The organism is Pararhizobium sp. P1_E7, assembly GCF_056405855.1.
Genome location: NZ_JBFUBH010000008.1, coordinates 46,433 through 71,311 on the forward strand (window position 1 = coordinate 46,433; position 24,879 = coordinate 71,311).

General features: G+C 61.6%; 22 protein-coding genes. 15 read left to right on the top strand and 7 right to left on the bottom strand.

Annotated elements, in window-relative coordinates; translation table 11 throughout:
* Positions 1–417: 417 nt before the first annotated feature.
* The 6 genes from kdpF (at position 418) to AC1D17_RS11385 (ending at position 8,590) form a co-directional block, all read left to right on the top strand.
* Positions 418–507 carry a K(+)-transporting ATPase subunit F gene (kdpF, locus tag AC1D17_RS11360; RefSeq protein WP_477565520.1) on the top strand — a complete coding sequence of 30 codons (90 nt, stop codon included), beginning with the start codon at positions 418–420 and terminating at the stop codon, positions 505–507.
* 27 nt (positions 508–534) lie between these two features.
* Positions 535–2,238, top strand: coding sequence for a potassium-transporting ATPase subunit KdpA (kdpA, locus tag AC1D17_RS11365; RefSeq protein ID WP_477565521.1), 1,704 nt, complete (start codon positions 535–537; stop codon positions 2,236–2,238).
* Positions 2,239–2,357: 119 nt separating this feature from the next.
* Entirely contained in the window at positions 2,358–4,415 is a 2,058-nt protein-coding gene (kdpB, locus tag AC1D17_RS11370) for a potassium-transporting ATPase subunit KdpB (protein ID WP_477565522.1), read from the top strand.
* A 27-nt stretch (positions 4,416–4,442) separates the two neighbouring features.
* Positions 4,443–5,006 carry a potassium-transporting ATPase subunit KdpC gene (kdpC, locus tag AC1D17_RS11375; protein WP_477565523.1) on the top strand — a complete coding sequence of 188 codons (564 nt, stop codon included), beginning with the start codon at positions 4,443–4,445 and terminating at the stop codon, positions 5,004–5,006.
* Between the two features lie 183 nt (positions 5,007–5,189).
* Positions 5,190–7,898 carry a DUF4118 domain-containing protein gene (locus AC1D17_RS11380; protein ID WP_477565524.1) on the top strand — a complete coding sequence of 903 codons (2,709 nt, stop codon included), beginning with the start codon at positions 5,190–5,192 and terminating at the stop codon, positions 7,896–7,898.
* Positions 7,895–8,590, top strand: a complete 696-nt coding sequence (locus tag AC1D17_RS11385) for a response regulator transcription factor (RefSeq protein ID WP_477565525.1) — start codon at positions 7,895–7,897, stop codon at positions 8,588–8,590. Before AC1D17_RS11380 ends, AC1D17_RS11385 begins: the two co-directional genes overlap by 4 nt.
* Positions 8,591–8,601: 11 nt before the next feature.
* On the opposite strand, the gene AC1D17_RS11390 is transcribed toward AC1D17_RS11385, so the two are convergent.
* Genes AC1D17_RS11390 through AC1D17_RS11400 form a run of 3 tightly spaced genes read right to left on the bottom strand, consistent with a single transcriptional unit; the run spans position 8,602 to position 11,187 of the window.
* Positions 8,602–9,741, bottom strand: coding sequence for an aminotransferase class I/II-fold pyridoxal phosphate-dependent enzyme (locus AC1D17_RS11390; RefSeq protein ID WP_477565526.1), 1,140 nt, complete (start codon positions 9,739–9,741; stop codon positions 8,602–8,604).
* Complete coding sequence (locus AC1D17_RS11395) at positions 9,738–10,394, bottom strand: helix-turn-helix transcriptional regulator (protein ID WP_477565527.1); 657 nt, start codon at positions 10,392–10,394, stop codon at positions 9,738–9,740. Before AC1D17_RS11395 ends, AC1D17_RS11390 begins: the two co-directional genes overlap by 4 nt.
* Before the next feature lie 52 nt (positions 10,395–10,446).
* Positions 10,447–11,187, bottom strand: coding sequence for a sulfate transporter family protein (locus AC1D17_RS11400; protein WP_477565528.1), 741 nt, complete (start codon positions 11,185–11,187; stop codon positions 10,447–10,449).
* A gap of 194 nt (positions 11,188–11,381) precedes the next feature.
* On the opposite strand from AC1D17_RS11400, the gene AC1D17_RS11405 reads away from it, so the two are divergent.
* Genes AC1D17_RS11405 through AC1D17_RS11415 form a run of 3 tightly spaced genes read left to right on the top strand, consistent with a single transcriptional unit; the run spans position 11,382 to position 14,385 of the window.
* Complete coding sequence (locus AC1D17_RS11405; protein ID WP_477565529.1) at positions 11,382–12,752, top strand: amidase; 1,371 nt, start codon at positions 11,382–11,384, stop codon at positions 12,750–12,752.
* The gene (locus tag AC1D17_RS11410; RefSeq protein WP_477565530.1) at positions 12,749–13,660 is read left to right on the top strand and encodes an ROK family protein; all 912 of its coding nucleotides are present in this window, start codon (positions 12,749–12,751) and stop codon (positions 13,658–13,660) included. Before AC1D17_RS11405 ends, AC1D17_RS11410 begins: the two co-directional genes overlap by 4 nt.
* Positions 13,657–14,385 carry a copper homeostasis protein CutC gene (locus AC1D17_RS11415; RefSeq protein WP_477565531.1) on the top strand — a complete coding sequence of 243 codons (729 nt, stop codon included), beginning with the start codon at positions 13,657–13,659 and terminating at the stop codon, positions 14,383–14,385. Before AC1D17_RS11410 ends, AC1D17_RS11415 begins: the two co-directional genes overlap by 4 nt.
* Before the next feature lie 14 nt (positions 14,386–14,399).
* Here the strand turns inward: AC1D17_RS11415 and nagA are convergent, their stop codons facing one another.
* Genes nagA through AC1D17_RS11435 form a run of 4 tightly spaced genes read right to left on the bottom strand, consistent with a single transcriptional unit; the run spans position 14,400 to position 18,245 of the window.
* Positions 14,400–15,560, bottom strand: a complete 1,161-nt coding sequence (nagA, locus tag AC1D17_RS11420; protein WP_477565532.1) for an N-acetylglucosamine-6-phosphate deacetylase — start codon at positions 15,558–15,560, stop codon at positions 14,400–14,402.
* Positions 15,557–16,579, bottom strand: coding sequence for an SIS domain-containing protein (locus tag AC1D17_RS11425; RefSeq protein ID WP_477565533.1), 1,023 nt, complete (start codon positions 16,577–16,579; stop codon positions 15,557–15,559). Before AC1D17_RS11425 ends, nagA begins: the two co-directional genes overlap by 4 nt.
* A gap of 26 nt (positions 16,580–16,605) precedes the next feature.
* Positions 16,606–17,370, bottom strand: coding sequence for a GntR family transcriptional regulator (locus AC1D17_RS11430; protein WP_477565534.1), 765 nt, complete (start codon positions 17,368–17,370; stop codon positions 16,606–16,608).
* Positions 17,367–18,245, bottom strand: coding sequence for a glucosamine kinase nucleotide-binding domain-containing protein (locus AC1D17_RS11435; RefSeq protein WP_477565535.1), 879 nt, complete (start codon positions 18,243–18,245; stop codon positions 17,367–17,369). The genes AC1D17_RS11430 and AC1D17_RS11435 overlap by 4 nt, the downstream gene beginning before the upstream one ends.
* Before the next feature lie 195 nt (positions 18,246–18,440).
* Between AC1D17_RS11435 and AC1D17_RS11440 the strand changes: the two genes are divergently transcribed.
* The 6 genes from AC1D17_RS11440 to AC1D17_RS11465 all read left to right on the top strand — a co-directional run bounded on the left by AC1D17_RS11440 (position 18,441) and on the right by AC1D17_RS11465 (position 24,814).
* Positions 18,441–19,340 (top strand): N-acetylmuramic acid 6-phosphate etherase, encoded by a 900-nt coding sequence (locus tag AC1D17_RS11440; protein ID WP_477565536.1) that lies wholly within the window; start codon positions 18,441–18,443, stop codon positions 19,338–19,340.
* A 52-nt stretch (positions 19,341–19,392) separates the two neighbouring features.
* Positions 19,393–20,652, top strand: coding sequence for an ABC transporter substrate-binding protein (locus tag AC1D17_RS11445; RefSeq protein ID WP_264222921.1), 1,260 nt, complete (start codon positions 19,393–19,395; stop codon positions 20,650–20,652).
* A 289-nt stretch (positions 20,653–20,941) separates the two neighbouring features.
* Positions 20,942–21,892, top strand: a complete 951-nt coding sequence (locus AC1D17_RS11450) for a carbohydrate ABC transporter permease (protein WP_477565537.1) — start codon at positions 20,942–20,944, stop codon at positions 21,890–21,892.
* A 13-nt stretch (positions 21,893–21,905) separates the two neighbouring features.
* Positions 21,906–22,745 carry a carbohydrate ABC transporter permease gene (locus AC1D17_RS11455; protein ID WP_477565538.1) on the top strand — a complete coding sequence of 280 codons (840 nt, stop codon included), beginning with the start codon at positions 21,906–21,908 and terminating at the stop codon, positions 22,743–22,745.
* The gene (locus AC1D17_RS11460) at positions 22,745–23,800 is read left to right on the top strand and encodes a Gfo/Idh/MocA family protein (protein WP_477565539.1); all 1,056 of its coding nucleotides are present in this window, start codon (positions 22,745–22,747) and stop codon (positions 23,798–23,800) included. The genes AC1D17_RS11455 and AC1D17_RS11460 overlap by 1 nt, the downstream gene beginning before the upstream one ends.
* A gap of 12 nt (positions 23,801–23,812) precedes the next feature.
* The gene (locus tag AC1D17_RS11465) at positions 23,813–24,814 is read left to right on the top strand and encodes an ABC transporter ATP-binding protein (protein WP_477565540.1); all 1,002 of its coding nucleotides are present in this window, start codon (positions 23,813–23,815) and stop codon (positions 24,812–24,814) included.
* The last annotated feature ends 65 nt before the right edge of the window (positions 24,815–24,879 follow it).

The following is a 24,879-nucleotide window of genomic DNA, read 5'->3' on the forward strand; positions in this document are numbered from 1 at the left end:
TTGGTTGTATCTTTCCCAAGTACGTTCGGCGGGTGCGAACTATTCGAGCGGCCTCGATATTTTCAGAAACGATGACTGTTGCGTGGAAAGAGCGCTGTGATCGGCAAGCCGGCCACCGCCAAAACTCCTATGAGATTTTTATATCTCTCCCTCGCGGCCCGTCTCGAACGCTAATGCGGTTCGGCGGCATGGTCAGTCGCGGAATTCAGGCCCCTGATCGTGTGCAGAAGCATGATCGGACGGGGCCTCTTTCGCGTCACCTCCCACCTTTGAAGAGGAGGGAAAGATGAAATTCAACAAAAGGAGCCTGGATCGATGATGGATATTGTCTTGATCGGGATCGGCGTTTTGTTTTTCGCGCTGTCGTTTGCCTACACCCGGGCCTGCGACCGTCTCTAATTCGAAGGATTAAGAGAAATGCTTGTCGATTATGTGCTCGGAGCCGGCGTGACCGCGTTTCTCCTCGCCTATCTGACCTACGCCCTCATTCGCCCTGAGCGCTTCTAACGACGCCAGGTTCGGAAAGTTATTGCCATGACACTCAATGGATGGATCCAGATCCTCATCTTCTRCGGGATCGTCATTTTACTCGTCAGGCCGCTCGGCGCCTATATGACGCGTGTTTTCGGCGGCGAGCGCACAGTGCTGTCGCCGCTCCTCGCTCCTGTCGAACGCGGCCTTTACCGGCTTTCCGGTACCAGCGAGAAGGAAGAGCAGCACTGGACGAGCTATGTGTTCGCGCTGCTCCTGTTCAACCTCGCAGGCCTTGCCATTCTCTACGCGCTGCAGCGGTTTCAAGGGTCGCTGCCGTTCAATCCTGCGGGCATGACCGCGGTCGGTCCTGAGCTTTCATTCAACACCGCCACCAGTTTCGTGTCCAACACCAACTGGCAGAACTATGGTGGCGAAAGCACGATGTCCTATCTCGTGCAGATGGCCGGGCTGACAGTCCAGAATTTTGCCTCCGCCGCGACCGGCATGGCCATCGCCGTCGCGCTCATTCGCGGTTTCGCGCGGGCGTCGGGCAAGTCGATCGGCAATTTCTGGGTCGACATGACCCGCGCCACGCTCTACATCCTTCTGCCGGTCTGCATCGTGCTGACGATTGCCTACGTCTATCTCGGCGTACCGCAGACGCTCGGTGCCTACGTGACGGCAAAGACGATCGAAGGCGCGCAGCAGACCATCGCGCTCGGCCCGGTCGCCTCGCAATTGGCGATCAAGATGCTCGGCACCAATGGCGGCGGCTTCTTCAATGTCAACTCCGCACATCCCTTTGAAAATCCGGACGCGATCTCCAACCTCATCCAGATGGTGACGATCTTCGCCATCGGCGCAGGTTTCACCAATGTCTTCGGCCGCATGGTCGGCAATCAGCGTCAGGGCTGGGCGATCTTTGCCACGATGGGTGTGCTCTTTGTCGCTGGCGTGGCAGTCACCTACTGGGCCGAGGCTGCCGGCAATCCGCTGGTTCATGCCATGGGCCTTGAGGGTGGCAACATGGAGGGCAAGGAAGTCCGGTTCGGCATCGTCCTGTCGTCACTGTTCGCCGTTGTCACAACAGCCGCCTCCTGTGGCGCGGTCAACGCCATGCACGGCTCGTTCACGGCGCTCGGCGGCCTGATCCCGCTGATCAACATGGAGTTGGGCGAAGTCATTGTCGGCGGCGTCGGCGCCGGTTTCTACGGCATTCTGATGTTCGTCATCCTGACGGTCTTCGTCGCCGGCCTGATGGTTGGCCGCACGCCGGAATATCTCGGCAAGAAGATCGAGGCCAAGGAAGTCAAGATGGCTGTTCTCGCCATCCTCATCCTGCCGCTGGTGATGCTCGGTTTCACCGCGGTCGCCGTCCTCTTGCCGACAGGCGTGGCCTCGATCGGAAATCCGGGGCCGCACGGCTTCTCGGAAATCCTCTATGCCTATACCTCGGCTGCCGCCAACAACGGCTCGGCCTTCGGCGGGCTGACCGGCAACACGCCCTGGTACAACGTCACGCTTGGCATCGCCATGCTGATGGGCCGCTTCCTGGTGATCATCCCGGCGCTTGCCATCGCCGGATCGCTGGTAATGAAGAAGACGGTGCCTGCCTCGACCGGGACCTTCCCGACCCACGGTCCACTCTTTGTCGGCCTGCTCTGCGGCGTCATCCTGATCGTCGGCGGACTGACCTTCTTCCCGGCCTTGGCGCTTGGTCCGATCGTCGAGCATCTGGCGATGACATCAGGTCAAACCTTCTAGGTGCCGGCATGAACCGCTTCCCGCGGCTGGTTGGCGGTCTTGCTCATGCCTTCACCGCATTGTTCCACGGCTGACGCAGTCGCCGTGATGTCACACACAATAGAAACTGGAGTTCTCTTATGAGCCAGTCCAAATCTGCGAGCCTCATGGACTCTCGCATCCTCATTCCGGCGATCGGCTCGGCTTTCGTCAAGCTCGATCCGCGCACGTTGGCCCGCAACCCGGTGATGTTCGTCGTCGCCGTCGTCTCGACGCTGACGACCGTTCTGTTCCTGCGCGATCTCTTGACCGGTAGCGGCGATCTCGGCTTTTCGCTGCAGCTCAATATCTGGCTATGGTTCACAGTGCTGTTTGCCAATTTCGCCGAAGCCGTTGCCGAAGGCCGGGGCAAGGCGCAGGCGGAATCGCTGCGCAAGACCCGCACCGAAACACAAGCCAAGCTTTTGACTGGAGCCGATCTCAAGAGCTTCAAGATCGTCTCCGGCACCAGCCTCAAGGTCGGCGACATCGTGCTCGTCGAAGCAGGCGAGATCATCCCCTCCGATGGCGAAGTCATCGAAGGGGTCGCCTCCGTCAACGAAGCCGCGATCACTGGCGAATCGGCGCCCGTCATTCGCGAATCCGGCGGCGACCGCTCGGCTGTTACCGGCGGCACGCAGGTTCTGTCGGACTGGATCCGGGTGCGCATCAGCGCCGCTGCCGGCTCGACCTTCATCGACCGGATGATCTCCCTGGTTGAGGGTGCCGAACGCCAGAAGACACCGAACGAGATCGCCCTCAACATTCTCCTGGCAGGCATGACGCTGATCTTCGTGCTGGCCGTCGCAACGATCCCGAGCTTTGCCACCTACGCCGGCGGTGCCATTCCGGTGATCGTGCTCGTCGCTCTCTTCGTGACGCTCATTCCGACGACGATCGGCGCGCTTCTTTCGGCCATCGGCATTGCCGGCATGGACCGTCTGGTGCGGTTCAACGTGCTGGCCATGTCCGGCCGCGCCGTCGAGGCCGCCGGCGACATCGATACGCTGCTGCTCGACAAGACCGGCACGATCACGCTCGGCAACCGTCAGGCAACAGAACTGCGCCCGGTTTCCGGCGTATCGCCGCAGGACCTCGCTGATGCCGCGCAGCTGGCGTCGCTTGCCGATGAGACGCCGGAAGGCCGTTCCATCGTCGTGCTGGCCAAGGAGAAATACGGCATCCGCGCCCGTGATATGGCGCAACTGCACGCGGCCTTCGTACCGTTCACGGCACAAAGCCGCATGAGTGGCGTCAATCTGGAAGGGTCGTCGATCCGCAAGGGCGCCGTCGATGCGGTTCTGAACTATGTGAACAGCCAGAGTTCCCCGGCACGCCCGGACACCGTCCGCGAAATCCAGGCGATTGCCGATGAAATCGCCAAGTCCGGCGGCACGCCGCTGGCCGTTGTGCGTGACGGCCGCCTGATGGGCGTTGTTCACTTGAAGGACATCGTCAAGGGCGGCATCCGCGAGCGTTTCGCCGAGCTGCGCCGCATGGGTATCCGTACCGTGATGATCACCGGCGACAATCCGATGACCGCAGCGGCGATCGCTGCCGAAGCCGGCGTCGATGATTTCCTTGCCCAGGCAACGCCGGAAAACAAACTGTCGCTGATCCGTGAGGAACAGGCCAAGGGCAAGCTCGTCGCCATGTGTGGCGACGGTACCAACGATGCCCCGGCGCTCGCCCAGGCCGATGTCGGCGTCGCCATGAACACCGGTACGATCGCTGCCCGTGAAGCCGGCAACATGGTCGATCTGGATTCGGACCCGACCAAGCTGATCGAGATCGTCGAGATCGGCAAGCAGCTCCTGATGACCCGCGGCGCGCTGACGACGTTTTCGATCGCCAACGACATCGCCAAGTATTTCGCCATCATCCCGGCAATGTTTCTGGCCTTCTATCCGCAGCTCTCGGCGCTGAACATCATGGGCCTTGCCTCGCCGCAAAGCGCCATCCTGTCGGCGATTATCTTCAATGCGCTGGTCATCGTCGCGCTGATTCCGCTGTCGCTGAGGGGTGTCACCTATCGTGCCGTCGGAGCCGGTGCGCTCCTGTCGCGCAACCTGCTCATCTATGGCCTCGGCGGCGTCATCGTACCGTTCATCGGCATCAAGGCCATCGATATGGCCATTGCCGCCCTTGGTCTTGTGTAAAGAGGCCTCGTTTAAAGGAACATTCCAATGCTGAAACAATTGAGACCCGCGCTGGTCATGGTCGTTGCAATCACCATCATCACCGGCCTTGCCTACCCGCTCGGCATGACCGGTATTGCCCAGGCCCTGTTCCCGCACCAGGCCAATGGCAGTCTCGTCGAGAAGGATGGAGCCGTTGTCGGCTCCGCGCTGATCGGTCAGGTCTTTGCCGGGGATACCTATTTCCATGGCCGCCCGTCGGCGGCCGGCGATGGCTACGATGCCGCGGCGTCAAGCGGCTCCAACCTCGGCCCGACCAATCCGAAGCTGCTTGATCGGATCAAGGCCGAAGCGGAAGCCCTCAAGGCTGCCAATCCCGGTGCCGCAGTGCCGATGGATCTGGTCACCGCTTCGGGCAGCGGCCTTGATCCGCACATCACGCCGGAAGCCGCCTATTTCCAGGTGCCTCGCGTTGCCAAGGCCCGTGGCATGGATGAGGGCAAGGTTCGTGCGCTGGTCGATCAGGCCGTCGAGGCCCGCGAACTCGGTATTCTCGGCGAGCCGGCGGTCAACGTCTTGGCGCTCAACATGGCACTTGATAAAGCTGTCTAGCCTTGTTCTGTCACGGCATCGCGCCTCGAAGAGGAGGCGCGATGCCGGCAGCGAACTGATTGACGGAAACGGTCCCAAATCGCCTGGGTTTTTGGGACGTGTCCTATAGGTCTCTATCATCGAGACTTGGTATAAAGCGGCATTCTGCCGCTTTCGGCATTGATGAAGAAAGACAGTGCGCGCATGCGAGATGATGTCCGCGACATGGATGGAAGACCGTCTCCCGACGCCCTGTTGCAGCGGGCCGAGCGGGAAACGCGCGGCCGCCTGAAAATCTTTCTGGGCGCAGCGCCCGGCGTCGGCAAGACCTATGAAATGCTGACCTCCGGCCATGCCAAGAAGGCGGATGGCATCGATGTCGTGATCGGCGTGGTCGAGACCCATGGCCGCAAGGAGACCCAGGCGCTGGCGGATGGTCTTGAAGTCATTGCGCGATCGACGATCACCTACAAGGGCCGCCATCTCGAGGAAATGGATATCGACGCCATTCTCGCCCGGCGTCCTGGCCTCGTCCTTGTCGATGAACTGGCCCACACCAATGCGCCTGGGAGCCGGCATCCCAAGCGCTACATGGATGTGCAGGAGCTTTTGTCGCGCGGCATCGATGTCTACTCGACGCTGAACATCCAGCATGTCGAAAGCCTCAACGATGTCGTCGCGCAGATCACCCGCATCCGTGTGCGCGAAACCGTTCCCGATTCGATCATCGACCGGGCCGACGACATCGAGATCATCGATCTGACGCCGGAAGACCTGATCAAGCGCCTGCATGACGGCAAGGTCTATATCCCGAAGACGGCGCAGCGGGCGCTCGAAAACTATTTCTCGCCCGGAAACCTGACGGCGTTGCGCGAACTCGCCTTGCGCCAGACGGCGCAGCGGGTCGATGACCAGCTGCTGACGCACATGCAGGCCCATGCGATCTCCGGCCCCTGGGCGGCCGGCGACCGGGTGCTGGTCTGTGTCGATGACCAGCCGCGCAGTGCGTCCCTCGTGCGCTATGCCGCYCGTCTGGCCGATCGCTTGCGCGCGCCTTTGGTGGCGCTGCATGTCGAAACGACACGATCGGTGCACCTGTCGGAGGCTGCGCGCGATCGCATCGCCGCGACGCTTCGGCTCGCCGAACGGCTGGGCGCCGAGGCGATGACCAGGCCTGGCGCCGACGAGGCCGAGGAAATTGTCCGTGTCGCCGCGTCCAGCAACGTTACCCACATCATTGCCGGTACGCCGAAAACATCCGGATGGCGGGAATGGCTTCACGGCTCGGTGACCAGCCGCCTTATCCGCCGCGCCGGCAATGTCAGCGTCCATGTCGTCGCGGGCGATGATCGGGAAGGCGAATCCGTCGCAACGGGCGTCAAAACGGTGCCGGCGCCGGCTCAGTTCAAGATCAGGCCCTATATTCTTGCAACGCTCTATGTCGGCTGTGCGCTGGGTGTTGGTGTTCTGCTCGATCAGTCGCTCGACGTGCGCAATATCGCGCTGGTCTTTCTGATGGCGGTTCTCGCTGCGGCCGTAACCGAGGGATTGAAGCCGGCTCTCTACGCCAGCGTCCTCAGTGCGCTGACCCTCAATTTCTTCTTCCTTCAACCGCTTTATACGCTCGTCATCAGCGATCCGGAAAGCGTCGTTGCATTCGGCTTTTTCTTCGTTGTGGCAATCATCGCCAGCAATCTGACGGCAAGTGTCCAGCGGCAGGCCGCCGCCGCTCGCCTACGCGCGCGCACCACCGAAGACCTCTATCTGTTCAGCAAGAAACTGGCCGGCACCGGCACGCTGGACGACGTGCTCTGGGTAACGGCCTTCCAGCTCGCCTCGATGCTGAAGGTGCGGGTGGTGCTGCTCCTGCCGGAGGAGGGGACGATTGCGGTCAAAGCCGGCTATCCGCCTGACGATACGCTCGACGATGCCGATATTGCCGCGGCGCGCTGGGCCTGGGAACACAATCGCGCCGCCGGCCGCGGCGCCGATACCTTACCGGGCGCGAAACGCCTTTACGTGCCCTTGCGCACCGGCCGTGCCGCCGTCGGTGTCATCGGTCTCGACAATGACCGGCAGGGACCGCTCCTCAGTCCGGAACAGCAGCGCCTGCTCGACGCGCTCGCCGATCAGGCCGCTCTTGCCATCGAACGCGTGCAGCTTGTTGCCGATGTTGACAATGCGCGCCTGGCGGAAGAAGCCGGGCGGCTGCGCTCGGCGCTGCTGACCTCGATTTCGCACGACCTGAAGACGCCGCTTGCCGCCATCATGGGCGCTGCCGGAACCTTGCGCGACTACCAGTCCGCACTGCCGGAAGAAGACCGCATCGAGCTCTTGACCACGGTCACCGACGAATCCGAACGGCTGAACCGGTTCATTGCCAATCTGCTCGACATGACCCGGATCGAATCCGGCTCGATGGAGCCGAACGCCGGCTTTCATTATGCCGGCGACATCGTCGGCAGTGCCCTGCGTAGGGCACGCAAGATTCTGGCCGGTCATACCGTGGATGTCGAGGTTCCCGCTGATCTGCCGATGATCCGGGTCGATCCCGTCCTGTTTGAACAGGTGCTGTTCAATCTTCTCGACAACGCCGCGAAATATGCGCCGGAAGGATCGACCATCAGGGTTTGGGCCGAGAGCAACGGCGAGCGGGTTCTGATCCGGATTTCCGACGAGGGACCGGGTATCCCGCCGGGCGATCTGGAACGGATCTTCGATACGTTCTACAGGGTGCGCAAGGGCGATCACGTCCGGGCCGGAACCGGGCTTGGCCTTTCCATCTGCCGGGGTTTCGTTGAGGCGATGGGCGGCACCATCGCTGCGGAAAACCGCATCGGTCATTCCGGTGCCGTCTTTACCATCAGCCTGCCTCTGCTGCCGGATGCCCCCAAACTGAAGGACATGAAATGACGCTTTCAGCGGTCAAAATCCTGGTCGTCGATGACGAGCCGCCCATCCGCCGGCTGTTGCGCGTCGGCCTGGCGACGCAGGACTACGCCATCAGTGAGGCCGGCAACGGCAAGTTGGCGCGCGAAAGCGTGAAGAGCGAACTGCCGGACCTGATCCTGCTCGACCTCGGCCTGCCGGACATGGCCGGTCACGATCTGCTGCGCGGTTGGCGCGAGGAGGGGCTGACGCTGCCCATCGTCATCCTGTCGAGCCGCACCGACGAAGCCGGGATCGTCAAGGCGCTGGAACTCGGCGCCGATGATTATGTGGCCAAACCCTTTGGTATGAACGAGCTGGTCGCGCGCATCCGCGTGGCGCTGCGCCACCGGCTGCAGCAGCAGGGGGAAAAGCCGCTGTTCCAGACCGGCGGCCTGTCGGTCGATCTGGTCAAGCGTATCGTCAAGGTGGACGGCCGCGAGGTCAAACTGTCGCCGAAGGAATACGATATCCTGCGCATCCTCGTGCAGCATGCCGGCAAGGTGCTGACGCATAAGTTTCTGCTGAAAGAGGTCTGGGGCAATGCCGACGACGTGCAGTATCTGCGCGTCTATGTGCGCCAGCTGCGCCAGAAGATCGAGCTGACGCCCGACCAGCCGCAATATATCACCACCGAGACCGGTGTCGGCTACCGCCTGCGCGAAGCCGACCTTTAGCCAGCTTGCGTCTACAGGCTGTTGCGGTTCAGCCAGTTGCGCAGAACGGTGATGCCCTCCGGCATATGCAGACGGCCAAAGCCGACGCGCAGGCAGTTTTCCGGAACGGGCGTCAGTTCCGAGCGATAGACGCTCGAGGGCAGGAAGAACACGCCGGCTTCCTCGACTGCGCGCCGCGCAAATTCCTCGACCCCGTCCGGTCCCTTGTAGCGGATGAACGCGACGCAGCCGCCATCCGGCTCGCGCCAGTCAAACAGATGCGAAAATTCGGCAAAGAACATGCTCCACTCGGCAATATTGCTGCGGACGATGGCCCGCGTCCGGGCCAGGATCGTGTCACGGTTCTTCAGCCCAATGCGGGCCAGAACTTCCGAGGGTGCGGAATTGCAGATAGACAGGAAGTGCTTGTAACGCTCGCAACGGGTGAGGAAATCGCTGTCCTTGCAGGCAAGCCAGCCGATCCTCAGTCCCGGAAGCCCGTAGGCCTTCGACATGACATTGAGCGAAATTCCGCGTTCATAGACATCGACGGCCTGCGGCAGGCGCAGTGCTTCATCCTTCTCGATCAGCCGGTAGACTTCATCGCTGAACAGCCAGATGCCATGCTTGCGGCAAAGTTCAATCAGCGCTTCAAACGTCGCGTGCGGAAGAATCTTGCCTGTCGGGTTGTTGGGGAAGTTGATCGAAATCAGCTTGGTATTCGGCCGGAGCGCCGCCTCGACAAGGCCGATGTCGAGGTTCCAGTCGTTGCCGATATCGAGCGCCACGCCGGTAACAGCGCAGATGCTAAGGGGGATTGTTTCGGCCGCCTGATAATTGGGCGTGATGACGATGGCATGGTCGTCGGGGGTCAAAAGCACCTTCATCGCCACATAGATCGCTTCCTCGGCGCCGGCAAAGCAGATCAGGTTTTCCGGCTGAACCGTGTCATAGGTTCGCGCAATTTCCTGCCGCAGCGCCGGTGCGCCAAAGGTTTCCGTGTAGCCGAGGCTGAGGTTTTCAAAGTCAGCACGGTCTTCGTCGCTGGCCATCGCCAGAAGCTCCGGCAGGCGCATGCTTTCCGCGTCCGAGGCCGTCATGTTGTACCTGGCGGTGAACTCCCATTTGGACATGAAGGTTTCGAGCATAAAATCGCGCATCGGCTTGGTCATCGTGGCTCTCCTTGAACGGCAGCTTGAACGGCAGCGTCCTGTTTCTGGCGGATGGCGCCAAGGCGGTTGTAGATCGTCGCCCTCGACAGCTTCAGAATCTCGGCGACATAGGGGACGGCCTTGCGGATGGCAAAGACGCCGCGCGCGTCGAGCAGCGCGATCAGACCGTCCATATCAGTGCTGGTCAGCCCTGCGAGGCTTGTTCCGTGGGCCGTCAGGAACTCGCCGATCACAGAATTGACCGCCTCGCGCCAGTCCTCGGCCATCAGTGCTGATGTCTTCGGCATGGGAGGGGCGATATCCATCATTGATTTCAGCTGTTCGAAGATCCCGGCAAACGCCTCGACATCGTGGTTGATGCACAAAAGGCCGGCCGGTTTGCCATCGGCATCGCGCAGCACGGAGGTGATCGCCTTCAGCCTGCGGCCGTCCCAATTGGACTTGCCGTAGGGGCCGATCACATCTTCATCAAGTGCCAGAACCAGTCCAGCCTCGTTGAGCGAGCTGTCTCCCGGCCTGCGCCTCGAAAAGGCATTGGCGATATGGAAGATCAGGCCTGTCTCAAGATCATGCAGAACGGCTTCCACATGTGGCGAAAACAGCGTGGCGATGGCGTCGCAGACCGGAATGAAAGGCGTGAGTGGATGAGACATGACGTCTTATCCGATGGATTTGACAAATTGTCAATATAGACAAAATGACTGATTACCGTGATAGCCTACCCGGGTTGAGCTGCCGCTGAAATTCCGGGTCGCGCTGCGACAGCTTCCGATGCAGATGAACCATCATGCCCGCGGCAAACAGCGGTGTCAGCAGGTTGAGAAGCGGCACGGCCAGAAACGCGGCAAGGATGAGGCCGCCGAGGAAAACGGTGCCGGCATGCTTGGCGCGAAAAAGCCGGGCCTCCGCCGGCGGGCGATAGCGCATTGCCGCGAATTCGAAGAATTCCCGGCCCAGCAGATAGCCGTTGACCAGGAAGAACGCGATCAGGTTGATGCCCGGGATCAGCAGCAGAAACAGCGCGATGATGTTGCCGGCAATGATGACGCCGAGGAATTTGAGCGTCGCTGGGATCGCTTCACTGAGCGGCAAGGCGCTGCCCGCGGGCTCGTTCGGATAATTGCGTTTTTCCACCACGTCAGCGACGTCATCGAGAAAGAGGCCCGCGATCAGCGCGGTCACGGGGGCAAGAAGCAGTGCCAGACCCAGCGCCAGCCCCAAGCTCGCGAAAATTCCGACAACGAATGTCAGCCAGCCGGCCCAGCCGGGCGTTCCCGGCAGCAAGGCATCAAGCCACGGCAAGGCAAGATAGATGAACAGTTCGCGCAGCGCGAACCACAGGCCGATAAGTGCCAGAAGCGTCAGGCCCAGCACCTTCCACAAGACCGAGCGCGTTTCCGGTGCGAAAAGATTGGCAAAGGAAAGCCGTGCCGCATCGAGTATCATCCGGTATCTCCCTGAAAGGCGTTCGTGCCGCTTTCTGCGCATGTAGGCGGAGCATGGCTGCCGGGCAAGGCAGGGTGGCCCGCGGTGCGGGAAACTCGGGTGAAAATCATGTGCGCATGAAGCGGAATGCGCTGCCAAAATTGTTGTTGCGTCGATATGATGTCGGAACCGTAGTAATGTGGAGTGATGAGACGATGGGTGCAGTGGACGGAAACATATCGGTGGCGGGCCTGTCGGTGCTGCTGCAGTCCGGCGCACTCGATCCTGTCGAACTGGCAAGGACATCGCTGGAAAAGATAGCCGGCTACCATGATCGATCTATCTTTACCGAAGTGCTTGGCGAGCGCGCAACGGCGGAAGCAAGGCTGTCGTCGGCACGCATCCGGTCCGGGCGGTCCCTCGGCCTGCTCGATGGTATTCCGGTCGCCTGGAAGGATCTGTTCGATACGAAGGAGTCGGTGACGACCGCAGGCTCGGCCGTGCTGACCGGCCACCCCCCGGCCAAGACTGATGCTGCCGTGGTCAAGGCGCTCGCCGGCGCCGGAATGGTCAGCCTGGCCCGTACCAATCTCAGTGAATTCGCCTTTTCCGGCCTCGGCATCAATCCGCACTACGGAACGGCACATATCCCCGCGTCGCGCGATGTCCCGCGCATTCCGGGTGGCTCCTCGGCCGGGTCGGGCGTCGCCGTGGCTGCCGGTCTTGTGCCGGTGGCGATCGGCACCGATACCGGCGGTTCCATCCGCATTCCCGCCGCCTTCAACGGGATCGTCGGCTACAAGGCGACGCGTGGCCGTTACTCCATGCAGGGCGTCTTTCCGCTGGCAAGGAGTCTCGATTCGCTCGGCCCGCTTTGCCACACCGTTCAGGATGCCGTCTGGATTGACGCCGCCATGCGGGGCCGCACCGCGCCGGATATCGTCCGGGCGGACCTGAGCGGATTGAAGCTCGTCATTCCTGAAACGGTCGTTTTCGATGATGCCGAACCGGGTGTCGTGGCGGCGTTCGAGGCTGCGGTTTCGCGATTGGAGAAGGCCGGCGTCCGGATCAAGCGCCGGGCCTTCCCGATTCTTTCAGAAATTTTCGAGATCGCGGCACGGCATGGCGCCCTCGTCACCGCCGAGGCTTTCGCCCTTCATAAGGGGCGGCTGGAAGGTCCGGAGGCGGCAGGTATGGATCAACGGGTCGTTGCCCGCACCCGGCTGGGCGAAAAGATCACGACGGCTGACTACATCGCCATCGCGGATGCGCGCCAGCGGTTGATCGCCGCTTTCGCCGAAAGCCTGGAGCCTGGCGAACTCGTCATCCACCCGACGGTGCCGCATGTGGCGCCTCCGATCGCACCGCTGCTTGCCGATGACGATCTGTTCTTCAAAATCAACGGCAGAACTCTGCGCAATACATCGATCGGCAATTTCCTCGACGGCTGTGGCGTCTCCATTCCGTGCGGCACGGGCGACGCCAACATGCCGGTCGGCCTGCTTCTCTCCGGCCAGAAAAATGAGGACGAGGCCCTGCTGTCGGTAGCGCTTTCGGCCGAAGCCGTCATCCGCGGTGACGCATGATCATCTGCTTTGATATCGGCGGTTCGGCCATCAAGGGCGCCATTGCCCATACGGTTGACCGGATCGAACCACTCGGCCGGCGGGTCACGCCGCTTGACGATTTCGGCGCCTTTGTCGGCACGCTTCGCGACGTGATCGCGCAAGCTGGCGAAAAGCCCGATCGTATCGCGATATCGATCACTGGGGTCATCGACCCGGAGACGCAGGCGATCAAATGCGCCAATATTCCCTGCATCGACGGGCGTAAACTTGTTGCGGAACTGTCCGGTTTGCTCGGGCTGCCTGTATTGATTGCCAATGACGCCGATTGTTTCGCGCTGGCCGAGGCCGGTGCCGGTGCCGGGCGCGGTTACCGGATCGTGCTTGGGGCCATCCTCGGCACCGGAGTCGGCGGCGGCCTGGTGGTCGATGGCCGGCTCATCAATGCGGAAGGCGGGTTTGCCGGAGAATGGGGCCATGGCCCGGCGGTGGCCTCAACGGCTGGCACACCGCCCGTCGCGATCCCCGTCTTCGATTGCGGCTGCGGCCAGCGTGGTTGCGTCGATACGATCGGCGGCGCCCGGGGCATGGAGCGTCTGCACCTGGCTTTGCATGGCAAGGACCTGGCAAGCCATGAGATCACCACGCTCTGGCAGAACGGCGATGCCGAAGCGGCCAGAACCATCGATGTGCTCGTTGACCTCATCAGTTCACCGCTGGCGCTGACGGTCAATATCACCGGAGCGACGATCGTCCCGGTCGGCGGCGGTCTTTCCAACGTGGCGCCGTTGATCGCCGAAATCGACAAGGCTGTGCGGGCGCGGATCCTGCGAAAATTCGACCGCCCGCTGGTGGTGCCGGGCGAGTGCCGGATCGAGCCGGGTCTGATCGGCGCTGCCGTTCTCGGTCTCGCAGGAGGCGTGCGATGACGAATGTACTCTTAGAAGTCTGTGTCGAGGATGCGGCCGGTCTTCGGGCTGCCGTCGATGGCGGTGCCGATCGCATCGAACTGTGCTCGGCCCTGTCCGTGGGCGGGCTTACGCCATCGCCGGGCCTGATGGCGCTGGCGGGCAAACTCGACATTCCGGTTTATGCGATGATCCGGCCAAGACCGGGGGATTTCGTTTTCGATACCGGCGATATCGATGTGATGCTGGCCGAAATCGATGCTGTCCGGTCAACCGGTCTCGCCGGTGTCGTTCTCGGTGCAAGCCGCCCCGACGGGAGCCTCGACAGTGCGGCACTCCGCATGCTGGTGGATCATGCGCGCGGACTTGGCCTGACGCTGCATCGTGCCTTCGATCTGGTGCCGGATTTCGCAGAAGCGGTCGAGATTGCGGTGGACCTCGGTTTCGAGCGCATCCTGACATCCGGTGGAGCGAAAAGAGCCCCTGACGGTATCGAGGCACTCACGGCAATTGCCGCCGCCGCGAAGGACCGCCTCTCCATCATGCCCGGTTCCGGCGTGACGCTGCAGACGGTCGACGGACTTCTGTCGCGTCTTTCCGTAGCGGAAGTCCATTCGTCCTGTTCGGTGGAAAAGCCGGCTCACGATGCCCGGCTGGTGTCGCTCGGCTTCGTGTCGCCAAGTGCCAGGCAAACGGACGAGCAGGCGGTACAGGCACTGAAGGCGCGGCTGACTGCCGCGCCTTGATATCTCCGCAAGGCCTATGCCTGGAAAACGCAGTGGCCGCCGATCCAGGTCGAGGCCATGTTCAGGCCTTCCGTCAAAAGCACGAAATCGGCGTCCAGGCCCGGCAGCAGCCGGCCCTTGCGGGCGGCGACGCCGGCGGCATCCGCCGGATAGGCCGATGCCATGCGCAGTGCCTCCTCGAGCGGCAGATCCAGCTTTTCATGGGCGAAACGCACCGAGGCAAGCATGTCGATATCGGCGCCGGCGAGCGTGCCGTCGGCCAGCGTCAAGCGGCCGTCCTTGCGGAAAATCTCGCGGCCATTCAGGAAGAAGCTGGTCTGGTCGGAGCCGATCGTCGACATCGCATCGGTGACGATGAAGATCCGGCCCGGGCCAGTCTTGGCGCGCAGTGCGATGCCCATCGATGCCGGATCGACATGGAAGCCATCGGCAATGATCCCCGCATGCAGGCAGCCGATATCGAGAGCCGCGCCGACAACGCCCGGCTCGCGATGGCCAAGCGGGCTCATCGCATTGAACAGATGGGTCACTGTTCGCGCGCCTGCCTTGGCATAGTCCACGATGGTCTTATAGCCCGAATCCGTGTGGCCGAGGCTGACGATGATGCCCGCTTGGGCGAGCGCTTTCACCTGCGCGGCCGTGGTGTTTTCCGGTGCGACGGTGACCATCATGGCGTCGAAGACCCCGGCGCAGGCGAGCATGGCGTCGAGATCGGCCTGATCCATCGGGCGGATCAACGCCGGGTCATGGGCGCCCTTGCGGGCAACGGAAAGGTGCGGTCCTTCCAGATGAAGCCCCAGGAACCCGGGTACGCCCTCGGCCTTGGCCTGCCTGCCGCCGGCAATTGTCCGGGCGCGGATCTCGAACGTGTCGGTGATCAGTGTCGGAAGCAGCGCGGTGGTGCCGAACTGCGCGTGCGCGGCGCAAATCGTGCGGATGGCGTCAACGTCCTGCCGGTCATTCAGCATCACGCCGCCGCCGCCGTTCACCTGCAGGTCGATAAAGCCCGGGACCAGCAGCTGACCTTCGGCCGAGACCGTCTTGGTTCCGGCCGGCAGGTCGTTCTTCGGCAAAATGCCGGTGATCGTGCCGCCGTCGATGAGCAGGGCCTGTTCATCATGCCAGAAGAGGCCGTCGAAAATTCGTGCTCCGGTGATGGCTGTCTGTGCGGTCATCTCGTTTCGGTAACCTTCTTGAGAGCGACGGGCGCATCCGGATTGAGACCGCGTGAGCGCGACCAGGATTCGACAAAGCCGTAAAACGGGATGATCAAGGCCAGCGCGTCGGTGATCGGGTGTCCGGTCGCGATGAACGGAAGGGTCTTGGTTGCCTTGGCTTCGGCAGACGTGACGAAAGCCAGTGCGCCCTTGGCGCTCAGCCCGTCGAGAATGCCGGCGACAGAACCTTCCGCGGCATCGCGCGCGGCAAGGCCGATCACCGGGAAACGCTTTTCGACCAGCGCCACTGGTCCATGCAGCACTTCCGCCGCGGAATAGGCTTCGGCGTGCATGCCGGACGTTTCCTTGAATTTCAGCGCGGCTTCGCTGGCAATCGCCAGCGCCGGCCCGCGCCCGAGCACAAACAGCGATTCCGCATCGCCAAGTTCATCGGCCAGCGGCTGCCAGTCGAGCTTGACGGCCTTGGCAAACTGGGCGGGCAGATCGGCAACCGCGCGCTGCAGGGCAGCATCGCCGGTCCATTCGCCAAGAATGGCAAGGCCGGCAACGATCGAATTGACATAGGACTTTGTCGCAGCAACGGCGATTTCCGGCCCGGCGAGGATGTCGAGCGGGTGGGTACTGGCTTCCGATATGGGCGAGGGCAGGGTGTTGGTGAGCGCGATCGTTACCGCACCGGCCTTGGTCGCAGCGTCCGCCATCGCGACGATGTCCGGGCTCTTGCCGGATTGCGAGATGGCGATCGACGCCGCGCCCTGAAGATGCATTTTTGCGCCGTAGATCGAGGCAAGCGACGGGCCAAGAGAGGCAACGGGCCGCCCGGTCGAAAGCTCGATCGCGTATTTCAGGAACAAAGCGGCGTGGTCAGACGAACCACGGGCAATCGTGACGAAAAAGGCCGGGTCTTTGGCCCGCAGGGCTGCACCCGTCTCCTTGACCGCTGTTCTGGATTGCTCGAGAAGCCGGGCTGCCGCTTCCGGGATTTCGTTGATTTCGCGCCGCATGTTGGTTTGCATGATCTTGTCTTTCTACTTTAGGCCGCTCAGGAATCCGACAGTGTCAGTTCCGCGACGAAATCATAGGCGTCGCCTCGATAGAGCGAGCGGGTGAATTCTACCACGCGGCCGGAGGCGAGGTAGGAGATACGTTCGATAGACAGGCTGGCCGATCCGACGGGCACGCCAAGCATGGCCGCATCCGGATCCTTCAGGCTGCAGGCGGAAATGCGCTGCACGGCGCGCACGGGTCGCGATTTGGTCTTGTCGAGTTCGGCATAGAGTGAGGTGCCGACCCGGATGGGGTCTGGCAGGAACTCCGCGGAAATGCTCGCCCGTTCGATCGCAAGCGGCATATCGTCGGCGATGCGCAACCGGCCAAGCCGCGCCACAAGCGCATCGGCGGTCAGGCCAAGCGCCATCATTTCGTCCGGCGAGGGATGATACAGCCCGCGCTCGATCCATTGCGCTGTGGTGATCAACCCCCGGCGCGACATGTCTTCGGTAAACGAGGTCAGGCGCGACAGCGATTGCTGGACGCGGTGCACCGGCTTGACGACGAAGGTTCCGGAACCGTGCCGGCGCACGAGCAGGCCATCTTTGACCAGATCATCGACGGCCTTGCGCACCGTCACGCGGCTGATGCTGGCATAGTCGGCCAGATCCCGCTCCGGCGGCAGGGCATCGCCATGATTGAGCTTGCCCGAAAGGATGGCGTCTTCCAGCGATTGCCGCAGCTTGAGATAAAGCGGCCCGGAGCCCCCGGCTTGAAGGCTGTCCAGCGGCAATATGGCTTCGAGATGCTGGGTCATGCACCGGCTCCCGTGCCAAAGCGTTTGGCCGCGAGCGCCACCGAACCGGTCAAGGCGTCTGCTTCCGGCTCCGTGAACAAGGGCTGATGCCGTTCAGCAAGCCATGGGCGGTAGATCGGAGCCAGCCCGCCCAGCAGGCAGAGCTTGCGGCTGCCCTGCGCCACGACGGCGTCCAGCGCTTCATCGATGGTTTGGGCGTTGCTTCGCAGCAGCGTGATCGCGACGGGATCGTTGCGCCCCGCATAGTCGAAAACCTTGGGCGCGAACCGGCCGAATTCGCCCGGCCGTGCGGCGCGCGCAAATTCCACGACGTCGCGCGGGTCGTTGTTGAACTCGGCCATGACGGCATCCGTCAGCGGCGAGGAGGGATGAATCCGGTCGAACGCAAGGACGCTTTCCTGCAGGAGCGCATGGCCGAGGCGGGCGCCGCTGCCAAGATCGCCAATCTGGAAACCCCATCCGCCGATATAGCGGACCTCGTCTCCCCGGCGGGATATATAGATGGAACCGGTGCCGAGGATGGCCACGGCGCCGTCGCTATCGCCAAGTGCGCCCTGCAGCGCGATCAGCCCGTCGGATTCGATGTCGGCCTTGGCGAATGGCAGGCGCTCCTTCACATAGTGGACCGCATCGCCGACATTGCTGCCGGCAACCCCCACCAGGGCGCAGGCCGAGCCGATCTCCGAGGGGGCGATATTTGCCTCCTTAAACGCAGCCGTGGCCGCGCCGACAATGTGGATCAGAGCATTGTCGGGATCGGTCAAAATGTTGGCGGCGCCGCTTTTGCCGCGCCCAAGGATGCGCCCTGCGGCGTCCGCGACTGCTGCGCGGCAGCTTGTGCCCCCGCCGTCGATTCCCAGAATGTAGTGTGGCATGAATACCTCCGAGAAAATGATACCAAAAAAATACCATTAACCAAGGGGGTTTTGGTCTTTAATTGGATTTATCGATTAAATGCCTGAAATAATTTATTTATTTTAGAAGTTTGAATTTTTCTTCGGCCGGAAGTTAATTTTTCCTAGACAATTGGTATTTTTTTGGCATTAATTTGCGCAGAGGAGATTAAACGTATGCCGTCAGTGAAGACCGAAGAGCGTCATGACAAGGCGATGGGACTGGATGTGATGCATCCGGCGCTTGCGCTTCGTCTGCTTGCGTCCGGCCAGCAGGCCGCGGCGAAGGTCGTCGATGCCGCCATCGAGTCTATTGCCGCCGCGGCAGAGATCGCTGCCGGCGTTCTCGCCAAGGGCGCCCGCCTGGCCTATGCCGGTGCCGGCAGCTCGGGCCTGATGGCGATGGCAGATGCGCTGGAATTGCCTGGCACCTATGGAATTGCGCTCGACAAGGTCGTGGTGCTGCTTGCAGGCGGCGCCGCAAGCCTCACCGATCTAGCCGGCGGCTATGAAGACGATATGGACCTGGCTCGCAAGGATGTGCGCGATGCCGGTATCGGTGCTGGCGATTGTCTGATCGCGGTTTCCGCAAGCGGTTCGACACCCTATGCTCTGGCCGCTGCGGACGAAGCACGGACACGCGGCGCCCGGGTCATCGCCATGGCCAACAATCCCGGTGCCGTGCTCTTCCAGAATGCCGAAGTCGCCATTCTCCTGCAAACGCCGCCCGAAGTCATCTCCGGATCGACCCGCATGGGTGCTGCCACGGCCCAGAAGATCGCCTTCAACATGTTTTCCACGCTTGTCGGCATCCATCTTGGCCATGTCTACGACGGGCATATGGTCAATCTGAAGGCCGACAACGCAAAACTGCGCGGCCGCGCCATTCGAATCGTTTCCGACATCGCCGGTATCGGCGCGACGGAAGCAGGCCGCTATCTCGCGACATCGTCGGGTTCGGTAAAGATCGCCATTCTGCTTGCTGCTGGGGCAAAGGACGTGGCTGCTGCAGAAGCGGCGCTTGCTGAAGCCGGGCAAAACTTGCGCCGCGCCTTGTCCGGCATCGCGGCGCATTGATTTTAGGGTTCTAAAACCGCGCCAGAACGGCGCACCAAAGAGGGAGAACGTAATGACCCGCACTACTTTGAAGGGCTTGCTGCTTGCATCCAGCATCCTCGGCTCTGCCGGGCTGGCGCATGCAGAAGACGTCACGCTGACGATCGAAAGCTGGCGCAATGACGACCTCGCCATCTGGCAGGAAAAACTCATTCCGGCTTTCGAAGCCAAGAACCCGGGCATCAAGGTGAAATTCGCACCGACCGCGCCGACTGAATATGATGCCGCCACGAGCGCCAAGCTTGCTGCCGGCACTGCCGGCGACCTGATCACCTGCCGCCCGTTTGACAAGTCGCTGGCGCTCTTCAATGAGGGTAACCTCGCTGGTCTGAACGATTTGCCTGGCATGGAGAATTTCTCGCCGGTTGCAAGGGCAGCATGGACGACCGACGACGCGGCAACGACCTTCTGCGTACCGATGGCCTCCGTTATCCATGGCTTCATCTACAACAAGGATGCCTTCGACAAGCTCGGCATCGCGATCCCGGTAACGGAAGCCGACTTCTTCGCTGCCCTCGACAAGATCAAGGCTGACGGCACCTATATCCCGCTCGCCATGGGGACGAAGGACCTCTGGGAAGCCGCTACCATGGGCTACCAGAACATCGGCCCGACCTACTGGAAGGGTGAAGAAGGCCGCGCTGCGCTGATCAAGGGCGAGCAGAAGCTGACCGACGCCGGTTGGGTTGAGCCTTACAAGGTTCTTGCCAAGTGGAAGGATTACCTCGGCGACGGTTTCGAAGCTCAGACCTATCCGGACAGCCAGAACCTGTTCACGCTCGGCCGCGCTGCCATCTACCCGGCCGGCTCGTGGGAAATCGGCCTGTTCAACACCCAGGCCCAGTTCAAGATGGGTGCTTTCCCGCCGCCGGTTAAGGCTGCAGGCGATGCTTGCTACATCTCCGACCACAACGACATCGGCGTTGGCCTGAATACCAAGAGCGCGCATCCGGAAGAAGCCAAGAAGCTTCTCTCCTGGATCGCTTCTCCGGAATTCGCCGACATCTACGCCAACTCGCTGCCGGGCTTCTTCAGCCTGAACTCGACGCCGGTGAAGATGGCCGATCCGCTCGCACAGGAATTCGTGTCCTGGCGCGAAAAGTGCAAGCCGACCATCCGTTCGACCTACCAGATCCTGTCGCGCGGCACCCCGAACCTCGAGAACGAGACCTGGGTTGAATCGGCAAACGTCATCAACGGCACCGATACGCCGGAAGTTGCTGCCGAAAAGCTGCAGAAGGGCCTCGACAGCTGGTACAAGCCTGCCAAGTAAGGAACTTACCCTCCCCTTGAGGGGGGAGGTCGGCACGCAGTGCCGGGGTGGGGCGACCTTTTGTGTTGACAATGGATCACCCCCACCCGCGCGTTCCGCCTGGCCTCCCCCTCTCAAGGGGGAGGTATGCAGACGCCGGCGTATTGAGCGCAAAATCGTGTAATCTGAAATCACATCCTGCCAGTACCCTCGGGTGTCCTGGTGATGGCACGCGCCGCGGGGACCGGCAGCGCAGGCCTTGCCGCAATTCGCGGCGATCGACGAAAAACGGGTCGGAGCGGCAGAAGCCATGAGCAGCGCCATATTGTCTGAGGACAGCATTCAAGTTTCGGCACGGCCGAGACGCTGGCACATCCTTGTTTTCCTGTTGCCGGCCTTCATCGTTTATTCCGCAGTGATGATCCTGCCGCTGATCGAAACGTTGCGCCTGTCGCTCTACAACACCGTGGACGGGCAATCGACCTTTGTCGGGCTTGCCAATTTCAAGGTGCTTTTCGGAGAAGAGCGCTGGGCAGCCGATTTCTGGCGAGCGCTGACGAACAACTTCATCTTCTTTGCAATCCACATGCTGGTGCAAAATCCGCTCGGCATCGCGCTCGCCGCCATGCTGTCGATCCCCAGGCTCAGGCTTGCCACGTTCTATCGCACGGCGATTTTCATGCCGACGATCCTGTCCTTCGTCATCGTCGGCTTCATCTGGAAGCTGATCCTGTCGCCGATCTGGGGCATCACGCCCTTCTTCATGGACCTCGTCGGCTTGAAAGCTTTCTTCTCGCCCTGGCTCGGCAAGCCCGGTTCGGCGCTGATTGCCGTCTCGCTGATTTCCGTCTGGCAGAATGTCGGCATCCCGATGATGCTGATCTACGCCGCTCTCCTGAATATCCCGGACGAAGTCATCGAAGCCGCCGAATGCGACGGCATTACCGGCTGGAGCCAGTTCTGGAAGATCAAGCTGCCGCTGGTGCTGCCGGCAATCGGCATGGTTTCGATCCTGACCTTCGTCGGCAACTTCAACGCTTTCGACCTGATCTACACCGTGCAGGGTGCGCTTGCCGGGCCGGACGGGGCGACCGACATTCTCGGAACCTTGCTCTACCGCACCTTCTTCGGCTTCCAGCTGCAGCTCGGTGACCGCTCGATGGGCGCAGCGATTGCCACCGTAATGTTCCTGATCATCCTTGCCGGCGTCGCGCTCTATCTCTTCGGCATCCAGCGGCGCGTTCGCCGCTACCAGTTCTAAGGGGGACGGACCCATGTCAAAAGCACGCATCTCGCCGCTGCGCTCCGGCTTCGTTCACCTGGCGCTTGCCGGCTATACGGTCATCGCGCTGTTTCCGGTCGTCCTGACGATCGTCAATTCGCTCAAGGACAAGAACGCGATCTTCCGCACGCCGCTGGCACTGCCGACGGTGGAGACCTTCAGCCTGATCGGTTACACGACGGTGCTGAAACAGGGCGACTTCATCGGTTATTTCCAAAACAGCCTGATCGTCACGGTCGTCTCGATCTTCTTTGCGCTGTTGTTCGGCGCCATGGCGGCTTTCGCGCTGTCGGAATACCGGTTCAGGGGCAATACGCTGCTGGGGCTTTACCTTGCCATCGGCATCATGATTCCGATCCGCCTCGGCACGGTCGCCATCCTGCAGGGCATGGTCGCGGCCGGCTTGGTCAACACGCTGACGGCGCTGATCCTTGTCTACACCGCCCAAGGCCTGCCGCTCGCCATCTTCATCCTGTCGGAATTCATGCGCACGGTCTCGGACGACTTGAAGAATGCCGGCCGCATTGATGGCCTGTCGGAATATGCCATCTTTTTCCGCCTCGTCCTGCCGCTGGTCCGCCCGGCCATGGCGACCGTCGCCGTCTTCACGATGATCCCGATCTGGAACGATCTCTGGTTCCCGCTGATCCTCGCACCCGGCGAAGCCACCAAGACCGTTACGCTCGGCTCCCAGGTGTTCATCGGCCAGTTCGTCACCAACTGGAATGCGGTCCTCGCCGCCCTGTCGCTGGCGATCTTCCCGGTCCTTATTCTTTATGTGATCTTCTCGCGGCAGTTGATCCGCGGCATTACCGCAGGAGCCGTCAAGTGATGAGCAAACCCATCCGCGTTCTCGTCGCCGGCCTCGGCAATATGGGCCGCAGCCATGCGCTCGCCTACCACAACAATCCCGGATTCGAGATCGTCGGCCTCGTCAACCGCAGTAAGCCCGTGCTCGCGCCGGAGCTTGGTGGCTACACGATCCATCCGGATTTCGAGACTGCCCTGAAAGAGCTGAAGCCCGATCTCTGCTCGATCTGCACCTATTCCGACAGCCATGCCGATTATGCCGTCATGGCATTTGAGGCCGGTTGCGATGTCTTCATCGAAAAGCCGCTGGCAACCACGGTTGCCGATGCGGAACGTGTCGTGGCAGCAGCCAAGAAGGCTGGCAGGAAACTTGTCGTCGGTTACATCCTGCGCCACCATCCTTCCTGGATCCGGCTGATCACAGAGGCCCGCAAGCTGGGCGGTCCGTATGTCTTCCGCATGAACCTCAATCAGCAATCCAGCGGCCCGACCTGGATGACACACAAGTCGCTGATGGAAACGACACCGCCGATCGTCGATTGCGGCGTGCACTATGTCGATGTGATGTGCCAGATCACCGATGCCAAGGCCGTCGAGGTGCGCGGCATGGGCTTGCGCCTTTCGAATGAAATTGCGCCGTCGATGTACAATTATGGCCATCTGCAGGTGCTCTACGAAGATGGGTCGCTTGGCTGGTACGAGGCCGCCTGGGGACCGATGGTCTCCGAAACCGCCTTCTTCGTGAAGGACGTGATGTCGCCGAACGGCTCGGTCTCGATCGTCATGGATCCGAACGCCAAGTCCGATGACATCGACACCCATACCAAGACGGCAGTCATTCGCGTCCACAAGGCTGAAACCGGCGCGGACGGAAAATTCGTTCACAAGGACGAAGACCTGAAGATGGATGGCGAGCCAGGACACCAGGAACTCTGCGATCTCGAGCAGGCCTATGTGCTGAAGGCCATCACTGAAAACATCAATCTCGAACGACACATGGACGATGCCGTCCAGTCGCTGCGCATCTGCCTTGCGGCCGATGAAAGCGTGCGGACCGGCAAACCGGTTAAACTTTAAAAGGGGCCTCACGTGGGATCACTGAATCTGAAATCCGTCCGCAAGGCCTTCGGCAATCACGAAGTTCTCAAGGGCATCGACCTCGAAGTGAAGGACGGCGAGTTCGTCATTTTCGTCGGTCCGTCCGGCTGCGGCAAATCCACTCTGCTGCGCGTCATCGCCGGCCTTGAGGATGCGACATCCGGCAGCGTCCAGATCGATGGGCAGGAGGTGATCAACACRCCGCCSGCCAAACGCGGCATCGCCATGGTGTTCCAGTCCTACGCGCTTTATCCGCACCTGACGGTGAAGGACAATATGGGGCTTGGGCTGAAGCAGATGGGCGCGCCCAAGGCGGAAGTCGAAGCCAAGGTCTCCAAGGCGTCCGGCATGCTGTCGCTTGAGCCCTATCTTGCCCGCCGTCCGGCCGAACTGTCCGGCGGCCAGCGCCAGCGCGTCGCCATCGGCCGGGCCATCGTGCGTGAACCCAAGCTGTTCCTGTTCGACGAGCCCTTGTCCAACCTTGACGCAGCGCTGCGCGTCAACACGCGTCTCGAGATCGCCCGGCTGCACCGCAGTCTCAAGGCAACGATGATCTACGTGACGCACGATCAGGTCGAGGCGATGACGCTGGCCGACAAGATCGTCGTCTTGAACGCCGGCCAGATCGAGCAGATCGGTTCGCCGATGGAACTCTACAACAAGCCGGCAAATACGTTTGTTGGCGGCTTTATCGGTTCGCCGCAGATGAACTTCATCGAGGCGGGCAGGCTTGGCGATAAGGAGGCAAAGTCCGTCGGTATCCGGCCGGAGCACATCGCCCTGTCGCGTGAAAACGGCGACTGGAAAGGCAAGGTTATCCATGTCGAACACCTCGGTGCCGACACGATCCTGTATCTGGAAACCGAGGTCACCGGCTTGCTGACGGTTCGCCTGTTTGGCGAACATAAATACGATGTCGATGACGTCGTTTACGCGACGCCGGACAAAGCATCGATGCACCGCTTCGGTGCCGACGACCGGGTTCTGCGCTGATCCCGAAACATGATTGTTTCCGAACGGTGACGAAAGTTATCGTTCGGTAACGTTTTATTGTGCGC